The 20,513-nt window shown below is 70.5% G+C and carries 20 protein-coding genes and 1 riboswitch; of the genes, 14 read left to right on the top strand and 6 right to left on the bottom strand.

What is annotated here, in order from left to right:
* Positions 1-61: 61 nt before the first annotated feature.
* Entirely contained in the window at positions 62-1,045 is a 984-nt protein-coding gene (locus E0500_RS04515; RefSeq protein ID WP_399118575.1) for an SCO6745 family protein, read from the top strand.
* On the opposite strand, the gene E0500_RS04510 is transcribed toward E0500_RS04515, so the two are convergent.
* The 3 genes from E0500_RS04510 to E0500_RS04505 all read right to left on the bottom strand — a co-directional run bounded on the left by E0500_RS04510 (position 1,046) and on the right by E0500_RS04505 (position 3,403).
* Entirely contained in the window at positions 1,046-2,788 is a 1,743-nt protein-coding gene (locus tag E0500_RS04510; RefSeq protein WP_258572613.1) for a zinc ribbon domain-containing protein, read from the bottom strand.
* Between the two features lie 42 nt (positions 2,789-2,830).
* Positions 2,831-3,046: a hypothetical protein gene (locus E0500_RS43040; RefSeq protein ID WP_220140444.1), complete on the bottom strand. Its 216-nt coding sequence runs from the start codon at positions 3,044-3,046 to the stop codon at positions 2,831-2,833.
* A 171-nt stretch (positions 3,047-3,217) separates the two neighbouring features.
* Positions 3,218-3,403: an antitoxin gene (locus E0500_RS04505; RefSeq protein ID WP_131566445.1), complete on the bottom strand. Its 186-nt coding sequence runs from the start codon at positions 3,401-3,403 to the stop codon at positions 3,218-3,220.
* A gap of 178 nt (positions 3,404-3,581) precedes the next feature.
* Here E0500_RS04505 and E0500_RS04500 point away from each other — a divergent pair, with 178 nt between their 5' ends.
* Entirely contained in the window at positions 3,582-4,298 is a 717-nt protein-coding gene (locus tag E0500_RS04500; protein WP_131566442.1) for an HNH endonuclease family protein, read from the top strand.
* A gap of 159 nt (positions 4,299-4,457) precedes the next feature.
* Here the strand turns inward: E0500_RS04500 and E0500_RS04495 are convergent, their stop codons facing one another.
* Entirely contained in the window at positions 4,458-5,249 is a 792-nt protein-coding gene (locus tag E0500_RS04495; protein ID WP_131566439.1) for a hypothetical protein, read from the bottom strand.
* Between the two features lie 225 nt (positions 5,250-5,474).
* On the opposite strand from E0500_RS04495, the gene E0500_RS04490 reads away from it, so the two are divergent.
* The 6 genes from E0500_RS04490 (at position 5,475) to E0500_RS04465 (ending at position 12,801) form a co-directional block, all read left to right on the top strand.
* Positions 5,475-7,541 (top strand): N-6 DNA methylase, encoded by a 2,067-nt coding sequence (locus E0500_RS04490; RefSeq protein WP_131566436.1) that lies wholly within the window; start codon positions 5,475-5,477, stop codon positions 7,539-7,541.
* A gap of 151 nt (positions 7,542-7,692) precedes the next feature.
* On the top strand, positions 7,693-8,334 hold the full coding sequence (locus tag E0500_RS04485) for a hypothetical protein (protein ID WP_165935090.1): 642 nt from the start codon (positions 7,693-7,695) through the stop codon (positions 8,332-8,334).
* Between the two features lie 38 nt (positions 8,335-8,372).
* Positions 8,373-9,854, top strand: coding sequence for a serine/threonine-protein kinase (locus E0500_RS04480; RefSeq protein ID WP_152867500.1), 1,482 nt, complete (start codon positions 8,373-8,375; stop codon positions 9,852-9,854).
* A gap of 163 nt (positions 9,855-10,017) precedes the next feature.
* Entirely contained in the window at positions 10,018-10,845 is an 828-nt protein-coding gene (locus E0500_RS04475; protein ID WP_131566427.1) for a glycoside hydrolase domain-containing protein, read from the top strand.
* Between the two features lie 163 nt (positions 10,846-11,008).
* Positions 11,009-11,668 carry a SurA N-terminal domain-containing protein gene (locus E0500_RS04470; RefSeq protein WP_131566424.1) on the top strand — a complete coding sequence of 220 codons (660 nt, stop codon included), beginning with the start codon at positions 11,009-11,011 and terminating at the stop codon, positions 11,666-11,668.
* Between the two features lie 164 nt (positions 11,669-11,832).
* Complete coding sequence (locus E0500_RS04465) at positions 11,833-12,801, top strand: nucleoside triphosphate pyrophosphohydrolase (protein WP_131566420.1); 969 nt, start codon at positions 11,833-11,835, stop codon at positions 12,799-12,801.
* A 6-nt stretch (positions 12,802-12,807) separates the two neighbouring features.
* Here the strand turns inward: E0500_RS04465 and E0500_RS04460 are convergent, their stop codons facing one another.
* Together E0500_RS04460 and E0500_RS04455 are read right to left on the bottom strand one after the other, a co-directional pair.
* Positions 12,808-14,046 carry a cytochrome P450 gene (locus E0500_RS04460; RefSeq protein WP_131566417.1) on the bottom strand — a complete coding sequence of 413 codons (1,239 nt, stop codon included), beginning with the start codon at positions 14,044-14,046 and terminating at the stop codon, positions 12,808-12,810.
* Positions 14,043-14,246 (bottom strand): hypothetical protein, encoded by a 204-nt coding sequence (locus E0500_RS04455; RefSeq protein WP_181586869.1) that lies wholly within the window; start codon positions 14,244-14,246, stop codon positions 14,043-14,045. Before E0500_RS04455 ends, E0500_RS04460 begins: the two co-directional genes overlap by 4 nt.
* 290 nt (positions 14,247-14,536) lie before the next feature.
* Here E0500_RS04455 and E0500_RS04450 point away from each other — a divergent pair, with 290 nt between their 5' ends.
* The 6 genes from E0500_RS04450 to E0500_RS04425 all read left to right on the top strand — a co-directional run bounded on the left by E0500_RS04450 (position 14,537) and on the right by E0500_RS04425 (position 20,467).
* Positions 14,537-15,565, top strand: a complete 1,029-nt coding sequence (locus E0500_RS04450) for a transglycosylase family protein (RefSeq protein WP_131566411.1) — start codon at positions 14,537-14,539, stop codon at positions 15,563-15,565.
* 204 nt (positions 15,566-15,769) lie between these two features.
* Positions 15,770-15,966: riboswitch (cyclic di-AMP (ydaO/yuaA leader) on the top strand.
* Positions 15,967-15,970: 4 nt separating this feature from the next.
* The gene (locus tag E0500_RS04445; protein ID WP_131566407.1) at positions 15,971-16,714 is read left to right on the top strand and encodes a transglycosylase family protein; all 744 of its coding nucleotides are present in this window, start codon (positions 15,971-15,973) and stop codon (positions 16,712-16,714) included.
* 322 nt (positions 16,715-17,036) lie between these two features.
* Positions 17,037-18,317: a phosphopyruvate hydratase gene (eno, locus tag E0500_RS04440; protein WP_131566403.1), complete on the top strand. Its 1,281-nt coding sequence runs from the start codon at positions 17,037-17,039 to the stop codon at positions 18,315-18,317.
* A 129-nt stretch (positions 18,318-18,446) separates the two neighbouring features.
* Positions 18,447-18,923 carry a septum formation initiator family protein gene (locus E0500_RS04435; RefSeq protein ID WP_131566399.1) on the top strand — a complete coding sequence of 159 codons (477 nt, stop codon included), beginning with the start codon at positions 18,447-18,449 and terminating at the stop codon, positions 18,921-18,923.
* Positions 18,924-18,953: 30 nt separating this feature from the next.
* Entirely contained in the window at positions 18,954-19,484 is a 531-nt protein-coding gene (locus E0500_RS04430) for a DUF501 domain-containing protein (protein ID WP_131566396.1), read from the top strand.
* Positions 19,481-20,467, top strand: a complete 987-nt coding sequence (locus tag E0500_RS04425; RefSeq protein ID WP_131566392.1) for a Ppx/GppA phosphatase family protein — start codon at positions 19,481-19,483, stop codon at positions 20,465-20,467. The genes E0500_RS04430 and E0500_RS04425 overlap by 4 nt, the downstream gene beginning before the upstream one ends.
* The last annotated feature ends 46 nt before the right edge of the window (positions 20,468-20,513 follow it).

The following is a 20,513-nucleotide window of genomic DNA, read 5'->3' as shown; positions in this document are numbered from 1 at the left end:
GCGGGTGAATCTAGTCATTGTCAAGTTTGTGGGCTGTGAGCGAGGCGGTGGGGGATGCGTCATGCCTGAAAACGTCAGTGGGGTCGGAGAGGAAGAGCGCGGGTACGAGAGGGGGAGTGGGCGCGGGCGCGAGGACGGGGAGCGGGTCGGCCTCGACCTGGTGCGCCGCATGTGGCACCTGCTGGAGGTGCTGCACTCCGTGCTCTTCTTTGCGTCGGAGGCCTTCGAGGAGGCGGCCTCTCTCGGATACGGGACGAAGGAGCGCTGGCCGAGCTACTTCTCCTTCCGCGCGGCCCCGTTGGGCGCCGTCGGAAGTGAGCGCGTGGCCTCCGCGTTCTACAGCTTCAGCCCGCGCATGGTCGCCGAGTACGTCGAACCGGCCTGGGGCATAGCGAGTCCGGGCGCCGTCCTGACGGCACGCGACCGGGCGATGGACCGGGTGTACCGGGCGATCCTGGGCGACCGCGTGCACAGTCCCGCACTCGCCGAAGCGGCTGCACTGGCCCGCCGCGCCGCCGAGGCCGCGAACACGGCGGGCCGCCCGCTGGCCGCCGCCAACGCCGAGTTGCCGTGGCCCGCCGAACCGCACCTCCAGTTGTGGCGCGCGGCGGCGATCCTGCGCGAGCACCGCGGTGACGGTCACCTCGCGGCGCTCCTGGTCGCCGGTCTCGACCCCGTGGAGTCCCTGGTCTCCTTCGCGGCGATAGGTGCCGCGCCGGCGGAGGTCTTCGAGAGCCGGGGCTGGAGCCCCGAGGAGTGGTCAGCCGCGCGCGACCGGCTTGTGGCACGCGGTCTGGTGCGCCCGGACGGTACGGCGACGGAGGCGGGCCGTGAGCTCCGCCGTCAGGTGGAGCACCATACGGACGAACTCGCCGCCGGCCCTTGGCGGTTCCTCGGCCCGGAGGCCACCGCCCGCCTCGCCGACCTGCTCGGCGAGTCCTGGGTCGCGGTCCTTGGTTCGGGGCTACTGCCCTCGGCGACGACGCTGGGGATCGGCAAGGTGAGGGGTGAGGTGGTGAGCGGCGGGGAGTTGAAGCGTCTCTGATCAGTTTAGTGATCCCATGTCAGATGTGGTGTCTGGTGTGGGTTCTGCCCATCGTGGAGGGGTGGTGTGAGCGTGCAGGTGGAAGCCTGCGCCCAGTGCTGCTCCTCGTGGCCGGTGTCGGCTGGATGGGGGTCCTCCCGGACGAAGTCCGGGGGAGGGTGTGCTGATCGTCGTCACGTCCTGGTGCCGGTGGGCTGCACGGGGCAGTGTCCTCCGGCCCGGTGGTGCGTGTCCCTCCGGACGCTTGCCCGCCGGACCCGAGGGGCCGGTGGGGGAGGGTGTCCCGCGTCGCCTGGGCGCGGGGCGTGTGGTTCGGCGCCGGGTGGGGCCGGTCTTGGACCGGTCAGCCCGGCTGGTCTCGGTGATGACCGCTGCGGTTTCGAGTGTGTCCACCACCGTGCGGATCACCATCTGCCCAGTGGCCCGGTCGGTGATGGTCTTGGCCTGATGCGTCAGGCCGCGTGCGGCGATGCGCTGCCAGGCGCCGTGGTCGCGGTCGCCCTGCCAGCCGCATCCTGCCCGGTCCGGGCAGATGGCCCATTTCCAGCCCGCCGCGGTAGGCCGGTCGGGGGCTTTGCGGTGCCGCAAGGGGGTGAGGCACTGGGGGCAGTGCCTGGAGGTGTTGCGGGGCGGGACGGTGACGACGGCGATCCCGGCCTCGGCGGCCAGATGCCGGATGCGGTCGGCGATGTGCCCGCGCACGGTCTGGGACAAGCGGGTGTTGTGGGTGCGGCCCATGCCGCCTGCTTCCATCGACCGCAGGTCTTCCAGGTAGATGACCGTGGCGTGGGCGGCGATGGCCTGGTCCACCGTCCAGCGGGCGGCAGCCCAGGCCAGGGCATCGTTGAGGTTCGACCTGCGGTCGGACACGAAGCGGATTTCGTCGCGCAGCACCTCGTGCTTGCCGGACAGCTCGTGCCGCGGGTCACCTGCGAGGAGCTGCTCGATGTGGTCGGCCTTGGCGTGCAGGTGTTCCGACAGGCGCCGCAGGCGGTGCTGCCTGGCCAGGACGCCGGCCGCCCGGAACTGGGCGCCGTGTCCGAGCGTGGTGATGTGCCCGTCGTCGTGCAGCCGGGCCGCACCTGCGCCGAGAAGGGTGTTCAGGCCCCAGTCCACGCCGAGGGCGACCGTGTGGCCGGTGCGGTCGGCCTTGGGGACGGCGTGGGTGTAGGCCAGATCGGCGCGCACCTTTCCGCCCGCGGGGCGGAGAGTGGGCAGGTGCAGCACGGCACCGGCAGGGACCGTGGGCGGCAGCGTGATGGGGCAGGCCACCCATGTCCAGTCCCGGTAGGAGCGCGGGTCGGGCCGGGTGGGCAACTGCACACGCAGCAGCGCCCGCTGTGGGTTGTCCTGGCCGCGTTCGATGGTTGCCTGCTGGCCGTCACACGCCGACAGCAGCAGCATCCGTGCGGCCCGGGGCGGAGCCTCCAGCTCGAACACAGCAGCCGGCAGACGGCCGTTCTTCGCGGCGAAGGTGGTGATCTGCCGTGTGCGGGAGTGGATCACACCCGAGGGGAGATACCGGCCGCCCGGGGCCGCCTCCCGCACCTGGTCCCACTCCTTGGGCGTGCGCTTGCCCGGATCGCACGGCCACGTCTCAAGGACAGCGGACGTCAGCCCGGCCCGCCAGCAGGCCGAGCGCAGAGCACGCCCGGCCTGCTCCTGGGCCATGCGCACGATCCGGTCATTGACCGTCACACCTGCGGCCGGACCGGCCGTCCAGCCCAGTCGGCGCAACGCCATCCACGCGTTCGACGGCAGCTTCCGCCCGCCCGCGTCCTCACCCTAGGCGAGTACGTCCACATCCGCGGCGTTCCAGTGCTCGGCCAGCAGTTCACCGGCCATGCCGACCACCAGATCAGCGACCCAGCCGACCCTCTGTGCCAGCACCACGGCGGACAGCACCTCGCCCGTCCTCTCCACCACGCCCGCACGCAGCAGCCCGCGGGCACAGGCGGTCCGGGCCGTCTCATCCTCGCCGAGCGGCAGCTTCCGGCTCACCGGCCCTCTCCTTACCCGCCCGTGGTGCTGTCATCCGATCAACGACACTCCCGCGAAAAGGCCACGCATTCGAACCGCACATTCAGATGCGGCACCGACACTGGATACACGGCACGACACGGACGGACGAACATCACTACGGATCCCAAAGGAAACACATGAGCCTTGGGGCTACCGGTGCTCGGGCGGCTCGTCGCGCCTGATGCCCATCGATCCCTCGACCCGCTGCTGAGCCTGGTCGACCTGGTCCGCGTACCTGTCGCCAGTCCTCTCGTTGATCTTCCGTTCGGCGGCGTCGGACGCTTCCTTGGCCTTGTCCTGATGGGCCCGGTTCTTGAACCTGTCGAAGATGCCCATGCGAGAACTCCTTCCGGAGGTGACTCACAACCGACGATACGCCCGGCGTGCACCTGTTGCCCGTTGAGCGACGGTGGGACCGCACGTTTGCTGCGGCTACGGTTGAACAGTCAAAAGTCCGCCAGGATAAGCAAGTGAGCATGTGTAACAGGCATGTACACAAAGGGAGGTTCGTCGAGTGGTGCGCCTGAAGGGTGGGGTCGCGGTCGCCGCGCTGGTGCTGGTCGCCGTCACCGGCTGCAAGGAGGAGACCGAGGGGTCCTCGGGGCCCGAGGAACGGCCGGGCGGTGGCGGTGCCGCACTCGCCGCCGTGGACTCGCTCACCGTCAAGGGCCGGGCGCCCAAGACGGGATACGACCGGGACAAGTTCGGCAGCCCTTGGGCCGACACGGACTCGAACGGCTGCGGCACCCGCGACGACATACTCAAACGCGACCTGGAGGACGTGAAGTTCAAGGACGGCGACTGCACGGTGGCTTCGGGAGTGCTGAATCCCGACCCCTACGCAGGCAAGGAGATCACCTTCACGCGCGGCCGCAGCCAGGTGGACATAGACCATCTCGTCGCGCTCTCGGACGCCTGGCAGAAGGGCGCCGGGCAGTGGGACGCGAGCAAACGAATAGCCCTGGCCAACGACCCGCTCAACCTCCTCGCCGTGGACGCCGGGCCCAACCGCAGCAAGGGTGACGGCGACGCGGCCACCTGGCTCCCGCCCAACAAGTCCTACCGCTGCACGTACGTGGCCGCGCAGGTCGCCGTGAAGAAGAAGTACGGCCTGTGGGTCACCACCGCGGAGAAGGACGCCATGAAGGGTGTCCTGTCCGACTGCCCTGACCAGGAACTCCCCTCCGGCGGCAACCCGACCAAGGCACCGGAGAGGTTCCACGCGAACTGACGTCACGTTGACCGACGGCGACGGGCTCGGACCAGGGCGCACCGCGTAGGGACAAAACGCCTGGGCCGGGCCCGAGCCTTCTTCAGCGGCCAGCGGCCAGCGGCCAGCGGCCAGCGGCCAGCAGTCACTGGCCACTGGCGGCCGGCCGACGGCCGGAGGTCAGCCGCCCATCGCGTCCAGGTCCAGCACCTTGCCCTTGGGGGCCTCGGCCGGCACCGGCTTGTTGTAGTCGCTGAAGATGACATCGCCCGGGTCCTTCGCCGACTTGCTGACGACCCGGAGCAGATACGGCTTGCCCTCGGTGGCGACATACGCCGTGTTGCGGTCCTTGCCCTCTCGCTCGGTGAGCACGATCGCCGGGGTGCCGTCGACGGTGGTGGTCTCGCCGCGCTCGGCGTCCGAGTCGACGTCCTCGAACTCGGAGAGCGCGCTGTCGAGGTCGCAGAAGTCCGCGAGGCCGTCGGTGTCGGAGCCGGTCGTGGACATCTTGGTCCACTTGCCGGCCAGCATGTCCACGACTCCGTCGACCTCGGCCTCGGAGTCGCTCTCCTCCATGCCCTGGGCGCGCAGGAAGTCCTCGTCGTACTTGAGGTAGAGCGTGTCGCCGGTCTTGATCAGCTCGGCCTTGCCCGCGCTGTCCATGCTCAGTGTTCCGGCGCAGTCGCCCTTCTTGTTGAGCGCCATGTCGATCTGGATTCTGCCTCCGCCCTGGTCGTCCTGTACCTCGCCCGTCATGCGGAGCGAGCTGGCGCCCTTGGTGGCCTCCATGGCCCGTTCGGCGATCTCGCCGCCGGTCAGTCCGGCGAACGGTTCCTTCGGCTTGCTGTCCGCCGTCGACTTGCTGTCCGCCGTCGGCTGACTGTCCGCCTTGTCCGTGCCGGGCAGGCAACCGGTGAGTGTGGCGGTGGCCGCGGCGGCGATGCAGAGAGCGGCGAGTGTGGTGCGGCGCATGGATGGTCCCCCCGGAAGGTGCGTGATCACTCCTGCCAGAGCAGGGTGATGTTCGGTGAGTCAATAAGAGCAGAGCCTGTGAACCGAGTCAACGCGATTCATGTCTTCTCGTGTGTACACGAGTGTGAAGGGGTAGATCCCGCGCGCATCGGTATGCTCGGCGACACACACGGTGACGCTCGGGGGCAGTGGCGCTCACGGACCAGGCAGAGGGGAGCCGAGCGCGTGCAGGACATCGGGACAGAGGTGACCGCGGCGGGGATCGCGCGGCTCGCCGGAGTCGGCCGTGCCGCCGTCAGTAACTGGCGCCGCCGTCACCCCGACTTCCCCAGGCCGGTCGGCGGTACCGAGACCAGCCCGTCGTTCGCGCTCGCCGAGGTCGAGAGATGGCTTCGCAAGCAGGGCAAGCTCGCCGAGGTACCGCTCAAGGAGCGGGTCTGGCAGCAGTTGGCCGGCCACCCCGCGGGGCCGGGCACGGCCCTGGTCCACACGGGCTGTGCCCTCCTGCTCGTGCACGACCGCCATCCGGTCTGGCTGGAGGTGAGCGCGGGCTCCGACCAGCGCCTCGCCGAGCTGCTGCCCAACTCCCTCGACCAGGTGCTGACACCCCGCTTCGGCATGGTCCGACGGCCCGCCGTGACGGCGCCGACGGCCGCCGCGCTCCTGCCCTCGGTCCCGTTGCTGCGCGGCGCCGCCGAGCTCGCGGCCGAGACGGGCGCGCGGCAGACGTTCGAGTTCCTGCTGGGCCGTCACCTAGACGCCAACTCGCGCCAGTACACGCCGACTCCGAGTGACCTCGCCCGCCTGATGGCCGACCTCGCGGGCCCCGCGACCACGGTGCTCGACCCGGCCTGCGGCACCGGAGCCCTGCTGCGCGCCGTGGACCCCCGGGCCGACCAGGAGCTGTTCGGTCAGGACAGCTCCCCCGAGCAGGCCGCCCTCACCGCACTCCGGCTCGCCTTGCACACCCGGTCCACCGTCCGCACGGCCGCCGCGGACAGCCTGCGCGCGGACACCTACGGCACGCTCAGGGCGGACACGGTTCTGTGCCACCCGCCGTTCAACGAGCGCAACTGGGGCCACGACGAGCTCGCCTACGACCCGCGCTGGGAGTACGGCTTCCCAGCCCGCACGGAGTCCGAACTGGCCTGGGTGCAGCACGCGTTGGCCCGTCTGAGGGACGGCGGCACCGCCGTCCTGCTGATGCCTCCCGCCGCGGCAGGCCGCCGCTCCGGGCGCCGTATCCGCGCCGACCTGCTGCGCCGGGGCGCCCTGCGCGCGGTGATCGCCCTGCCCGCGGGCGCCGCACCCCCGCACAACCTCCCGCTGCACCTGTGGGTGCTGCGCAGGCCCGGCAAGGCGCCCGCGCAGCCCGAGGTGCTGCTCGTCGACGCCGGACAGCTCCTCGACGGGGGCGCCGCATCCCCGGCCGAGCGCGGCCGTGACTCCGGCGGCGGCCGGGGCATGCTCGACCGGGAGGACGTACGGGCCGGCGTCCTGGAGACCTGGCGGACCTTCGACCGCGACGGCACCGCGCCGGAACAGCCGGGCCTGAGCCGCTGCGTGCCCGTCGTGGAGCTCCTCGACGACGACGTGGACCTGGCTCCCGCCCGCCATCTGCCGCCCCCGGCCTCGGCAGTCGGGGCCGCGGAGCTGTCGACGGTACGCGAACGCCTCGGCCGGACGCTGCGCCTGACCGCCGATCTGACGCCCCCTCCCGTCGACGAGGCGCAGCCCGCGCGCTGGCCCCTGACCACGGTCGGGGAACTCGCGCGCGCGGGAGCCCTGTTGCTGCGGACGGGCGGACACGGTGCCCACGCGCGCGTGCTCACCGACCACGACGTCCTGTCCGGCACGGCACCCTCGGGAACACTGCCCGAGACCGGGGAGCAGCCCGTCCTGATCGAGGCCGGAGACGTGGTCGTGCCCGTCCTCGGTGGCGGCGCCGTCGCGCGCGTGGTCGACGAGGCGACCGCGGGCGCGGCCCTCGGCCGTAACCTCACGCTGCTGCGCCCCGAACCGGCCGCGCTCGACCCGTGGTTCCTGGCCGGCTTCCTGCGCGGCACCGCCAACAACCGCCAGGCCAGCAGCTACGCCTCCACCGCCACCCGGCTCGACGTACGCCGTCTCCAACTGCCCCGTCTCCCGCTGGACCAGCAGCGCCGCTACGGCGAACGGTTCCGCGCCCTGGCGGAGTTCGAGGACGCGCTCCGCCTCGCGGGGCGCCTCGGCGAACGGCTCGTACGCGGCATGCACGACGGCCTGGCCGACGGGACGGTCGCACCGGACTGAGCGGGCCGTATCTTTCCGGCTTCTTCCGTAACCGGCGGTGTGGAACGGTGCGGCAACGGTTGTCCACAACCCTGGACCGCTTGTCCTCGTCCCCCTATACGCTCGACTACGACATCGAACGTCCGCCGTCATCAGGCCACCAGGAGCAGCCATGCAAGGCCCCGGCTACGTGCCGCAACCGCCTCACAGCCCCTCACCGGGCGCGCAGATCACCCTGCGTGCGGTCTTCGTGGCGCTGGCCGTCTTCAGCTGCGGCTTCCTCGCGTGGCCGAGCATGCTGAGGCTTGCCGTCGTGACCCGCAAGCCGTTCCACTGGGCCCTGTTCGGCGTCGCGGCCGTGCACATCGCCATCGTCACCACGCTGATCGCCATCGACCCGGGCAAGGACGAGTTCGAGGCGCCGGGCAACGCCGGAATGTGGCTGATGCTCGTCGGTATGGTGGTGATCGTGGCGTACTACCTTTACGCGGACATACGCCACTTCAGTCAGTCCAGGCCGGCGCAGTTCGCACCGTACGCAGAGACCGTGGGCGCACAGTCCGCGGGCTACACCCAGCTGCCGCAGACCGGATACGGCTACCCGGGCCCCCAGCCCTTCCCTCCCTCCTCGCCGGTCCAGCAGCAGCCGCCCATACAGCCGCAGCCGCCCATACAGCCGCAGACGCAAGGGCAGCCGCCGCAGACGCAACCGCAGCCCCAGCCGCAGCGACCGGCACCCGCGCGCATCGACCAGGTGCGCGCCGAGCTCGACGAGCTCAGTGACTACCTGCGCAAGCACGAGGGCGGCAGGTGAGCGGCGAGACAGGACGCGTTGTCGCGGGCCGCTACGAACTGTCCACGCTCATCGGCCAGGGCGGCATGGGCCAGGTCTGGACGGCCTACGACCAGCGTCTCGACCGGCGCGTTGCCGTCAAGCTGCTGCGCCCCGACAAGGTCGCGGGCCACGAGGCCGACGAGCTGCGCCGCCGCTTCCTCCGCGAGTGCCGGGTCACCGCACAGGTCGACCACCCCGGCCTGGTCACGGTCCACGACGCGGGCAGCGAGGGCGAGGAGCTGTTCCTCGTCATGCAGTACATCGACGGCGCCGACCTCTCCGACCACCTCGCCGAGCACGACCCGTACCCCTGGCAGTGGACCGTTTCGGTCGCCGCCCAGCTGTGCGCCGTACTGTCCGCCGTGCACGCCGTGCCGATCGTCCACCGCGACCTGAAGCCGCGGAACGTCATGGTCAAGCAGGACGGCACGGTCACCGTCCTCGACCTGGGCGTCGCCTCGGTGATGGACACGGACACCACCCGCCTGACGCACACCGGCTCACCCATCGGCAGCCCCGCCTACATGGCCCCCGAGCAGGCGATGGGCGGCGCGGTCGGCCCGTACACCGACCTGTACGCGCTGGGCGTGCTCATGCACGAACTGCTCAGTGGAAACGTCCCGTTCGCGGGCTCCACGGCCCTCGGTGTCCTCCACCGACACCTCTACGAGCCCCCGGTCCCGGTCCGCCGTCTGCGCCCCGAGGTGCCCGAACCCCTGGAGGCGCTCGTACTGCGCCTGCTGGCCAAGGACCCGCAGCACCGCCCGGAGTCCGCACAGGAGACGTACGAGCAGCTCCTGCCGCTCCTTCCCGCGCGCGGGATGCCCACCGGCGCCCCGCTCGACCCCACCCGACCGTTCCTGCGCCCGCACGCGCCCTGGCCGGACCGCGCCCGCACACCCGCGCCGCAGCCCCAGGCCGCGCCCACCGTCGACAAGCCCGACGTCGCGGGCGCCGTCGACGAGGTCAAACGGCTCCTCGGCGAGGGCCGTATCACCCAGGCCGTCGACATCCTCGGCCAGATCCTCCCGGCCGCCGCTTCCCAGCACGGCGAGCACTCACCCGTCGTCCGCACCCTGCGCAAGCAGTACGCGGCGACCCTCATGGACGACGGCCAGTACCGCCGCGCCCTGCCCGAGCTGCGCCGCCTCGCCGACGAGCGGGCCAAGGAGGCGGGCCAGGCCGACCCGCAGTCCCTGCGCTTCCGCTACGACATCGCCCAGTGCCTGGAGCAGCTCGGCGAGGCGTCCGCCGCCCTCGCCGAGTACCGCTCCCTGCTGCCGTACTACGAGAACCAGTACGTGGCCGGCGACCCCGAGCTCTCCCTGGACGTCCGCCGCCGCATCGGCCACCTCCTCCTCGCCCTCGGCGACCGCGCCGCCGCTCGCGACACCCTGGCCCGCCTGGTGATCGACGTCGAACGGCTCAGGGGCCCCGGCCACCCCCTGGCCGGCGAGGTACGGCGGACCCTCCAGTGGCTGGGACAGGTGCGCGGCTAGAGCTGAGAAAGCTTTGCGTCACCTTGGCGGAATCTTGTGGAGGCCGAGGTCCCGGGTTTCCCGAACCCGGAAAAGCCGCCGGTTACGTTGCGAGCCGATGTGCGAGCCGTCCGACGAACCCTCCGCATCGAACCGTCCAGCGCCAACAGGAGTGGGGTCACGCATGTCCAGCCATCGGCAGTCCAAGAAGCGCAGATACCTCACCTGGGCAGCGGCCGGCGCCGCCGTCGTCGCCGGAGCCGGCATCGCGGCGCAGACCTCGACTGCGGCCACGACATGGCCTGCGCAGCGCACGTACACCGGCCGCGCCTTCGACACCTGTGCCGCGCCCTCGCTGTCCGCGATGAAGGCCTGGCACACCGGTTTCTACGGAGCGGCGGCCGTCTACGTCGGCGGCAGGAACCGCGGCTGTGCCCAGCCGGGCCTCACCGCCTCCTGGGTGAAGTCGGTCAGCTCCATGGGCTGGAAACTCATCCCGATCTACGTCGGCGCCCAGCCGCCCTGCCAGTCCGGCTCCAACCCCGAGAAGCTCACCGCCTCCACCGCCGCCTCGCTCGGCGCCACCGACGCGGCGGACGCCGTGTCCAAGGCGTCGGCCCTCGGCATGAAGGCAGGCAGCCCGGTCTACCTCGACATGGAGTCGTACGACATCACGAACAAGTCCTGCAACGACGCGGTGCTGACATACGTCCGGGCCTTCGACAGAACGCTGCGCGGCAAGACCTACCGGGCCGGCCTGTACGGCTTCACCAGCTCAGGCGCGAAGGCCGTGGCCAACGCGACCGACAGCACGGACCTGCCGGGCAACCTCTGGTACGCGTTGTGGGACAAGCAGAACACCACGACCGCGGACTGGCCGTTCCGCGCCACCCAGTGGACGGGTCACAGCCGGGGTCACCAGTACATGGTCAACAGCAAGGAGTCACGCGGCGGTTACACCATCACGGTGGACCGGGACGCCTGGGACGCGCCGGTGGCGATCACCGGCTGAGGAGCGGCCGGGCGGCGGTGCCCGAAGTCGTCGTGAATCGTTGGTCCTGGGGCCTCTCCTGCACGAAGTGCTGGGAGAAGGCTGGTCTGGAACACAGTCACTGCCTACCATCGATCACCGCAAGACCTTGTGCACCGTCGCACAATCTCCTCGGGAGGCCAACTTGCACCGCCGTCGTCGCACCGCCCTCGTCCTCTGCGCCACGATCGTCACCGCGGCGCCCCTCCTCACCGCCTGCGGGAACGACGCGCACCCCGGCGCGGCGGCCGTCGTCGGCGACCAGCGGATCACGGTCGCGCAACTGGAGAACCGGGTGAACGAGGTGCGCGCGGCACAGCGGGCCGCCACCCCGGACGACGCCCAGTACGAGCAGACCATCGCCCGGACGGGCGGCCTCACCCGCGACACCCTGCACAGCATGGTCCTCGACGAGGTCCTGAAGAAGGCGGTCGAGGACGCCGGAGTCGGCGTCACCCGCAAGGACGTCCAGGCCTTCCGTACCTCCCTGGAGCGGCAGGTGGGCGGACCGAAGGCCCTGGAGACGACCTGGCTGCAGCAGTACGGCGTGGCCCCCCAGCGCCTCGACGACAGCCTCCGCACCGAGATCGAGGCCCAGAAGCTGGCCACCGCGCTCGGCGTCGACATGAACACCGACGCCGGCCAGGCCACCTTCTGGAAGGCACTCTCCGACGCCTCGAAGAAACTCGACGTCGACCTCAACCCGCGCTACGGCACCTGGGACGTCCAGAAGAGCAGCCGCGTGGACGCGAAGACACCGTGGGTACGGGAGATCACGGCGCCTGCGCAGCCACAACCGGCGTAGCCACAGTCGGCGAAGCCCTAACCGGCGGAGCCACGCCGGCGAAGCCACGGGACCGTGTCCGCTGTCGGGACGGTGACCAAACGGTTCACCAAGCCTGACCGCACCGCCCGCGCAGCCTGTGGATAACTTCGGGTGGCGACGGTGTCGTGGGTTACGTTCGATCTGTGAACCCAACCAGCCCAGACGGCGCCACCGGCCGCATCGTCCTCCTCACCACCAGCCACCGCGTAGCACCCGGCCTGCTCTCCTGGCCCGCATGGCAGGCGTTGCACGGCGCTGACCGCGTCCTGTGCGCCGACGGCACGCACCCCCAGCTGCCGTACCTCCAGGAGGCGGGCATAGCGGTTGAGGAGGCGACCCCGAGCGCCCAGGAGCTGGTCGACGCCTGCGCCGGCGGCCACACGCTGGTCGTCGTGGCGACGGGCGAGGGCGAGCCGCACCTCACCGACGGCCTCGCCCGCCTCGCCGGCTCGGGCCGCGTGGCGATGCCCGAGCTGGAGCTGCTCCCCGCCTCGTACGACCTCCCGGGCGCCCGCCTCCTCGATCTCGTCCAGGTCATGGACCGCATCCGCGCCGAGTGCCCCTGGTCGTCCCAGCAGACCCACAAGGGCCTCGCGAAGTACGGCATCGAGGAGGCGTACGAGCTGGTGGAGGCGATCGAGGAGGGCGACCGGGACGAACTCCGCGAGGAGCTGGGCGATGTCCTCCTCCAGGTCGTGTTCCACTCCCGCATAGCCGAGGAGGACCCGGACACCCCGTTCTCCATCGACGACGTGGCCGCCGGCATCGTCACCAAGCTGATCCACCGCCACCCGCACGTCTTCGGCGACGAGACGGCGACCACCCCCGAGGAGGTCAAGGAGCACTGGCTGCGCACCAAGGCGGTCGAGAAGCAGCGCACCTCGGTCACGGAGGGCATCCCTCTCCACCAGCCCGGCCTGGCCCTCGCCGCGAAACTGGCGTCGCGCGTGCGCATGGCGGGACTGGAGGTGCCGCTGCCGAGGACCGAGGGCATCGGGTACGAGCTGCTCGCGCTGGCGGTGCGGGCCGAGACGGAGGGTGTCGACCCGGAGGCGGCGCTGCGGGCGGCGGCGCGGGCCTATCGGGATGCCGTGCGGGAAGCGGAGGGCTGAGGGGTATCACACGGCGGTGAACCGCACCGGGAGGTCGCGCAGTCCACGCATGATGAGCCCACCGCGCCACCGCAGGTCGGCCGGGTCCGCGGCGAGCCGGAGATCGGGCAGCCGGCGCAGCAGCGTCTCGATGGCGGTACGGCCTTCGAGGCGGGCCAGAGGTGCGCCGAGGCAGTAGTGGATGCCGTGGCCGTATCCGAGGTGCTGGTTGTCACGGCGGGAGAGGTCGAGCCGGTCCGGCTCGGCGAACCGTGCGGGGTCGCGGTCCGCGGCGGCGAGGACCACCAGTACCGGGTCGCCGGTGGCGATGGCCTGCCCGCCGATGGTGAGGGGTTCGGTGGCGAAGCGCCAGGTGGCCAGTTCGACGGGGCCGTCGTAGCGGAGCAGCTCCTCGATGCCGGTGTCGAGGAGTCCGGTTTCGCCGCGCTCGATCGACCCCTGGAGCCGGGCACGTTGCTCGGGGTTGCGCAGCAGCGCGTACGTGCCGTTGCCGATGAGGTTGATGGTGGTCTCGAAACCGGCGAACAGAAGCACGAAGCACATCGCGGCCGCTTCGTTCTCGGTGAGGTGTTCCCCGTGATCGGAGGCGCGGATGAGGTCGGAGATCAGGTCGTCGCCGAGGTGGCTGCGCTTGCGATGGATGAGTTCGGCCAGATAGCCGCGGATCTTCTTGACGGAGCGGGCGACACCGCCGCGCGGCCCTCCTCCGTGCCGGATCATCATCCCCGCCCAGTCACGGAAGTCGTCCTGATCCTCGCGCGGGACGCCGAGCAGATCGCAGATCGCGTAGATGGGGAGAGGGAAGGCGAAGTCGTGGATGAGGTCGGCCTCGCCCTGTGGCGCGAATCGGTCGATGAGACCGTCTGCCAACTCCTGTACGCGAGGCGCGAATTCGACCACTCGACGGGGGGTGAAGGCCTTGGAGACGAGGCGGCGCAGCCGAGTGTGGTCCGGCGGGTCGATGTTCAGCAGATGCGCCATGAGATTGGCGTTGCGCTCCCCGGGTATGCCGGTCCTGCTCTTGCCCTGTGCGTCCTCGGCGTGATGCTCGGGGTTCTTCGACAGCCTGCCGTCCGCGAGGGCCTGACGCGCATCGGCGTAGCGAGTCACCAGCCATGCCTCGACCCCGCTCGGCAGTTTCGTCCAGTGCACGGGGGAGTGCTCGCGCAGCCACGCGTAGGCCGGGTACGGGTCGGTGGCGAACTCCCAGGTGAAGAGTTCGGGGGCGGTGTTCGGGGCGTTCACACGATGACCGTATAGGGAGCCGGTTCCTGCACGCGCTGCTGAACTGCGGGGTACCGGCCGGCATCGTTCAAGGCGAGCACATGGTTCAAGACGCGCACGTGCTTCAAGACGCGCACGTGGTTCAAGAGGAGTTTCGGCCCGTTTCGCTGAACCACCTGAACCACCTGAACCACCTGAACCACCTGAACCACCTGAACCACCTGAACCACCTGAACCACCGCGGAAGCGGCACGCAGGCACGGGCGTCAGCCACGTGTCCTGCCCCCTGTCCTTCCCCTCCTCCTGCCCCCTGTTCCGTCCCTCACCGAGGTCACCGCGCGGATCACGTCGGAACCTGTCGCGATGACACACCCGAAACACTGTGATCTTCACGTGATCTGCGCGGCATGAACTTGTGACAAGCCGAAGACTGCCGATACGTTCACCGAGCAGCGTGACGCCCCGCACCACCCGTCGCGCCGGTCACCTCTGTCTCGCGAAAGGTCCCCCCATGCTCTCCGGGAACGGTCGTCACCGGCGCCCCCGTCAGGCTCCGGCTCTTCTCGTCGCGGCTGGCGTGACCGGCTCCGCCATCGCCATCCCGCTCCTCGGTGCCACGGGGGCCAGTGCCGCCGACAACACCGTGTGGGACAGCGTGGCCGAGTGCGAGAGCGGCGGCTCCTGGAGCGCCGACACGGGCAACGGGCGCTTCGGTGGCCTGCAGTTGACCCAGGACGACTGGGAGGAGTACGGCGGCCTCGACTACGCCGTCAGCCCCGATCTGGCGAGCCGTTCCCAGCAGATCGCCGTCGCCCAGAAGATCCTGGAGGACCAGGGTGTCGGTGCGTGGCGTGCCTGCGGGCTGCTCCACGGGCTCACCGAGGAGTCCGGCTCGGTCGCCATCGACACCGGCGTGGCCGGCGACTCGTCCTCCGACGGATCGGGATCATCCGGTTCCTCCGGATTGTCCAAGTCGCCCAAGGCGGCAGAGTCATCCGACTCGTCTGACTCATCCGACTCTCCCGGTTCACCGGGCTCGTCGTCCGAATCCTCCCCGGATCCTTCGTCGTCGCCGTCTGCGTCCGCCTCGGCGGACAGTTCCGCGAAGCCCGGCACGCCCGCCGGTTCCGACGCCAGTGCTTCACAGTCGCCCGACAGCTCACCCATAGAAGACCCGGCGGGCGACGACTCGGACAAGTTGGAGCAAAAGGTGGGCTCTTGGAGTCTCGTCGACACGGGCGCGGTCGACTCCGGCTCGGTCGAAGCCGGGGCAGCCGACACCGGAACGGGCGGAGCCGGCGCGGGCGGTGCCGGCCGTCACCGCGGTGCCAGTGCCGACGAGGCCGCGGTCGACAGCGTCAAAGCCTCCTCCGGCCGCCACGCGTACACCGTCCGGGTCGGCGACACCCTCGCGTCCATCGCCGACTCCCTTGACCTCGACGGCGGATGGCGTGCCCTGTACGACGCGAACAGGCAGGCCATCGGCGCCGACGCGGACAACATCGTCCCCGGTCGGACCCTGGAGCTCCCTGCCGAATAGGCCGAATAGGGCGCGGAATAGCGGAAGTTCACGTACCGGTTCGCCACTGAATGTCCGATTTAAACGCAGTGAGAGATAGATCTCAGAAGCCCTGATCGTCTTTGAAATTCCGCGAATCGCGGGTCTACGGTCAAGACCGCTCGCCACCGCGGGCCCCGGCTGCCGCAACGCCGAATCCTGCCAGTGGCCGCCCGGGAACAGTCGTCGCGTCAAGCGCCGCAGGCAGGAGCGGGGGACCCAAGGTAGGCGCCGGGCCCGGGAGTTGGGAGACGACCGGGGACGGCTTGGGGCGAAGCCGTGCGGAAGCGGCAGCGGAAGTCATCCGCAGCCAACCGTGCGGCCGGGCAACTCATCCGGCCCGAACCCGACAGCTCACCTCGCAGGCGTCGGTGAGGGGATCACTCCATGCTGTCTTCGTGCAAGGGCAAGCACCGTCGTCCGTCCAAGGCCAGCCGCATCGCCGCGTTCGCCGGCGTCACCGGCGCCGCCATAGCCGCCCCGCTGCTCGCGACCGGCACCGCCTCCGCCGCCACCGGCTCCGAGTGGGACGCCGTCGCCCAGTGCGAGTCCGGCGGCAACTGGTCCATCAACACCGGCAACGGCTACTACGGCGGTCTGCAGTTCTCCGCCTCCACCTGGGCCGCGTACGGCGGTACGAAGTACGCCGCCAGCGCCGACCAGGCCAGCAAGGCCCAGCAGATCGAGATCGCCGAGAAGGTCCTCGCGAGCCAGGGCAAGGGCGCCTGGCCGACCTGCGGCACGGGCCTGTCCAGCGCCGCGTACGACGGCGGCGGCGCCTCCTCGGACTCCGGCTCCTCCTCGAACTCGGGCTCCACCTCGGGCTCCGGCTCGTCCTCCGGCTCGGGCTCGTCCTCGAACTCCGGCTCCGCCGAGCAGAGCACCAAGAGCTCCGGCGGCCAGGAGCAGCGCGCCTCGCGTTCCTCGGAGCGGGTCACCGTCGAGACCCCGACCGGTAAGAAGGTCAAGAAGGGTGACGGCGAGTACAAGGTCGTCAAGGGTGACACCCTCAGCGGCATCGCCGAGAAGAAGAAGGTCAAGGGTGGCTGGCAGAAGCTCTTCAAGCTGAACAAGGACATCATCGACGAGGCCGACCTCATCTACCCCGGCCAGCAGCTGCACCTGCGCTGAGAACAGGCGCGTTCACGGCTGAACCGCGGCGCCCTCACATCCGTGTCCACCATGGTGGAGGCCTCGTGAGGGCCCCCGTCCCCACGGGCTCCCCGCCCCGGTGCGTGTTCCCCCGTACGCACCGGGGCGGGGTTTTTCGTGCCCACGTGCGCACCAGGGCGGCGTCTTTTGTGCCCCCTGTTTTGTTCAGTTCAGGAACAATTTACTCTCGGTTTGGTCCACCGGGTGGGCGGGAGACTGGCTGACCGCCCGGAGCCGGTTAGGCTCATCCCGCAGGGCTACCACGGCCCGCGTAACGCGTCACATCCAGAAGGAGATGCTCGTGCCGTCCATCGACGTCGTCGTAGCCCGGGAAATCCTGGACTCCCGAGGCAACCCCACGGTCGAGGTCGAGGTCGGCCTCGACGACGGCAGCACCGGTCGTGCCGCCGTCCCGTCCGGCGCCTCCACGGGCGCCTTCGAGGCCATCGAGCTCCGCGACGGCGACTCGAACCGCTACCTCGGCAAGGGCGTCGAGAAGGCCGTCCTGGCCGTGATCGAGCAGATCGGTCCGGAGCTGGTCGGCTACGACGCCACCGAGCAGCGCCTGATCGACCAGGCGATGTTCGACCTGGACGCCACCGACAACAAGGGCTCGCTCGGCGCCAACGCCATCCTCGGCGTCTCCCTCGCCGTCGCCCACGCCGCCTCCGAGGCGTCCGACCTGCCCCTCTTCCGTTACCTGGGCGGTCCGAACGCGCACCTGCTGCCGGTGCCGATGATGAACATCCTGAACGGCGGCTCGCACGCCGACTCCAACGTGGACATCCAGGAGTTCATGATCGCCCCCATCGGTGCGGAGACCTTCTCCGAGGCCCTGCGCTGGGGCGCCGAGATCTACCACACCCTGAAGAAGGTCCTGAAGAGCAAGGGCCTGGCCACCGGCCTCGGCGACGAGGGCGGCTTCGCCCCGAACCTCGGCTCCAACCGCGAGGCCCTCGACCTCATCCTTGAGGCGATCAAGGAGGCCGGCTACACCCCCGGCGAGCAGATCGCCCTCGCGCTCGACGTCGCCGCCTCCGAGTTCTACAAGGACGGCTCCTACGTCTTCGAGGGCAAGACGCGCTCCGCCGCCGAGATGACGGACTACTACGCGGAGCTGGTCGAGGCCTACCCGCTGGTCTCCATCGAGGACCCGCTGTTCGAGGACGACTGGGACGGCTGGAAGACCATCACCGACAAGCTCGGTGACAAGGTCCAGCTCGTCGGCGACGACCTGTTCGTCACCAACCCCGAGCGCCTGGCCCGCGGTATCGACGAGGGCGCGGCCAACGCCCTGCTGGTGAAGGTGAACCAGATCGGCTCGCTCACCGAGACCCTGGACGCCGTCGAGATGGCCCAGCGCAACGGCTTCAAGTGCATGATGTCCCACCGCTCCGGTGAGACGGAGGACGTCACCATCGCCGATCTGGCCGTCGCCACCAACTGCGGCCAGATCAAGACCGGCGCCCCGGCCCGCTCCGAGCGCGTCGCCAAGTACAACCAGCTGCTGCGCATCGAGGAGATCCTCGACGACGCGGCGGTGTACGCGGGCCGCAGCGCCTTCCCCCGCTTCAAGGGCTGAGCCAGGGGCTGAGCCGCCCAGCGGCAAGGCTTGGCCCGTCGTACGTACGTCCCCGTGCCCGGTCCCGTACCGTGTGCGGGGACGTACGCACGTAGGAAGCACGCAGGCAAGCGGAGGCGGAGAGGCTGAATGGCCGTCAAGGACCGGGACCGTTTCTCCACCGCGACCAGGCTGCGACTGCTCGGTGAGCAGACGGCGGCCCGTGTCTACCGCTCCCAGACCAGACGCCAGGCCCGCCGCTCCCGGCTGACCGGTCGGGCCGCCCTGCTCGCGCTCGTGCTCTGCTCGCTGATCGTGGCGCTGGCGTACCCGATAAGGCAGTACGTCTCCCAGCGCGCCGAGATCGCGGAGCTGGAGCAGCGGCGGGACGAGGCCCGCGAGCGGGTCGAGCAGCTGCGCGACCTCAAGGCGCGCTGGCAGGACGACGCGTACGCCGAGCAGCAGATCCGGCAGCGGCTGCACTATGTGATGCCCGGCGAGACCGGGTACATCGTGATCGACCCGGACGCGGCCAAGCAGTCGCGTACGACGCAGGGGGCGGCCGATCGTCCCTGGTACGCCAACGTCTGGGACGGGGTCGACAAGGCCGACGCCGCCGACCGTTAAGACTTGACGAGAGAGACCTCAGAAGCAGGTATGGAAACACCCCCGCCTTCCACCCCGCGCACCGAGCCGACCGACGCGGACGTAGCGGCCTTCAAGCAGCAGCTCGGCCGCCCGCCGCGCGGACTGCGTGCGATCGCGCACCGTTGCCCGTGCGGGCAGCCCGACGTGGTCGAGACGGCGCCTCGGCTGCCGGACGGTACGCCGTTCCCGACGACGTACTACCTGACGTGTCCGCGGGCCGCCTCCGCGATCGGCACGCTGGAGGCGAACGGGGTGATGAAGGAGATGACGGAGCGGCTGGGCACGGACCCCGAGCTGGCCGCCGCGTACCGCTCCGCGCACGAGGACTACATCCGTCGCCGTGACGAGATCGAGGAGCTGAAGGGCTTCCCGAGCGCCGGAGGCATGCCGGACCGGGTGAAGTGCCTGCACGTGCTCGTGGCGCACTCGCTGGCGGCGGGGCCGGGGGTCAACCCCCTGGGCGACGAGGCGATCGCCATGCTGCCCGAGTGGTGGCGCAAGGGCCCGTGTGTGACGGCCGCGGAGGAGGACAGCCAGTGACCCGCGTCGCCGCCATCGACTGCGGTACGAACTCGATCCGGCTGCTGGTCGCCGAGGCGAGCCCCGAGACCGGTGAACTCGTCGAGCTCGACCGCCGTATGACGATCGTCCGGCTCGGCCAGGGCGTCGACCGCACCGGCCGGCTCGCCCCCGAGGCGCTGGAGCGGACCTTCGCCGCCTGCCGCGAGTACGCGGCCGTCATCAAGGAGCACGGCGCCGGGCACCTGCGCTTCGTCGCCACCTCCGCCTCCCGGGACGCCGAGAACCGGGACGAGTTCGTGCGCGGGGTGCTCGACATCCTCGGCGTCGAACCCGAGGTCGTCACCGGCGACCAGGAGGCGGAGTTCTCCTTCACCGGGGCCACCAGGGAGCTGGCGGGCAGGCAGGACCTGCACCGCCCGTTCCTCGTCGTGGACATCGGCGGGGGGTCGACCGAGTTCGTCGTCGGGGACGCCCATGTGCGCGCGGCGCGCTCCGTCGACGTGGGCTGCGTGCGGATGACCGAGCGGCACCTGGTGCACGGCGGGGTGGTGAGCGACCCGCCCTCCGAGGAGCAGATCGCGGCCATGCGGGCCGACATCGAGGCGGCCCTCGACCTCGCCGAGGAGACGGTGCCGCTGCGCGAGGCGCGCACGCTGGTCGGGCTGGCGGGGTCCGTGACGACGGTGTCGGCGATCGCGCAGGCCCTGCCCGCGTACGACTCGGCCGCCATCCACCACTCCCGGGTCTCCCACGACCGGGTCCGCGAGATCACCGAGTGGCTGCTGCGCTCCACGCATGCCGAGCGCGCGGCGGTTCCGTCCATGCATCCGGGACGGGTGGACGTGATCGGCGCGGGCGCGCTCGTCCTGCTGTCGATCATGGAGCGGATCGGTGCGGAGGAGGTCGTGGTCAGTGAGCACGACATCCTCGACGGCATCGCCTTCAGGGCGGCGGAGGACGCGGAGCAGAAGGCTCTGCTGAGCAGGTCGGACACCGTTTGAGCGTCGTCGAGGGGTGCGCCGGAGCGCAGACACACCCCTCGGTGAC

Source organism: Streptomyces sp. KM273126 (assembly GCF_004337435.2).
Classification (GTDB): Bacteria; Actinomycetota; Actinomycetes; order Streptomycetales; family Streptomycetaceae; genus Streptomyces; species Streptomyces acidicola.
Note: the sequence above shows the minus strand (reverse complement) of the source record. Positions and strands in the feature narration are given on the sequence as shown.

Bases quoted from the DNA above. Each gene is read 5' to 3' on its own strand.
- E0500_RS04515 (WP_399118575.1), top strand. From the start codon at position 62: ATGCCTGAAAACGTCAGTGGGGTCGGAGAGGAAGAGCGCGGGTACGAG.
- E0500_RS04510 (WP_258572613.1), bottom strand. From the start codon at position 2,788: ATGGCGTTGCGCCGACTGGGCTGGACGGCCGGTCCGGCCGCAGGTGTG.
- E0500_RS04505 (WP_131566445.1), bottom strand. From the start codon at position 3,403: ATGGGCATCTTCGACAGGTTCAAGAACCGGGCCCATCAGGACAAGGCC.
- E0500_RS04495 (WP_131566439.1), bottom strand. From the start codon at position 5,249: ATGCGCCGCACCACACTCGCCGCTCTCTGCATCGCCGCCGCGGCCACC.
- E0500_RS04485 (WP_165935090.1), top strand. From the start codon at position 7,693: ATGCAAGGCCCCGGCTACGTGCCGCAACCGCCTCACAGCCCCTCACCG.
- E0500_RS04475 (WP_131566427.1), top strand. From the start codon at position 10,018: ATGTCCAGCCATCGGCAGTCCAAGAAGCGCAGATACCTCACCTGGGCA.
- E0500_RS04450 (WP_131566411.1), top strand. From the start codon at position 14,537: ATGCTCTCCGGGAACGGTCGTCACCGGCGCCCCCGTCAGGCTCCGGCT.
- E0500_RS04445 (WP_131566407.1), top strand. From the start codon at position 15,971: ATGCTGTCTTCGTGCAAGGGCAAGCACCGTCGTCCGTCCAAGGCCAGC.
- E0500_RS04435 (WP_131566399.1), top strand. From the start codon at position 18,447: ATGGCCGTCAAGGACCGGGACCGTTTCTCCACCGCGACCAGGCTGCGA.
- E0500_RS04430 (WP_131566396.1), top strand. From the start codon at position 18,954: ATGGAAACACCCCCGCCTTCCACCCCGCGCACCGAGCCGACCGACGCG.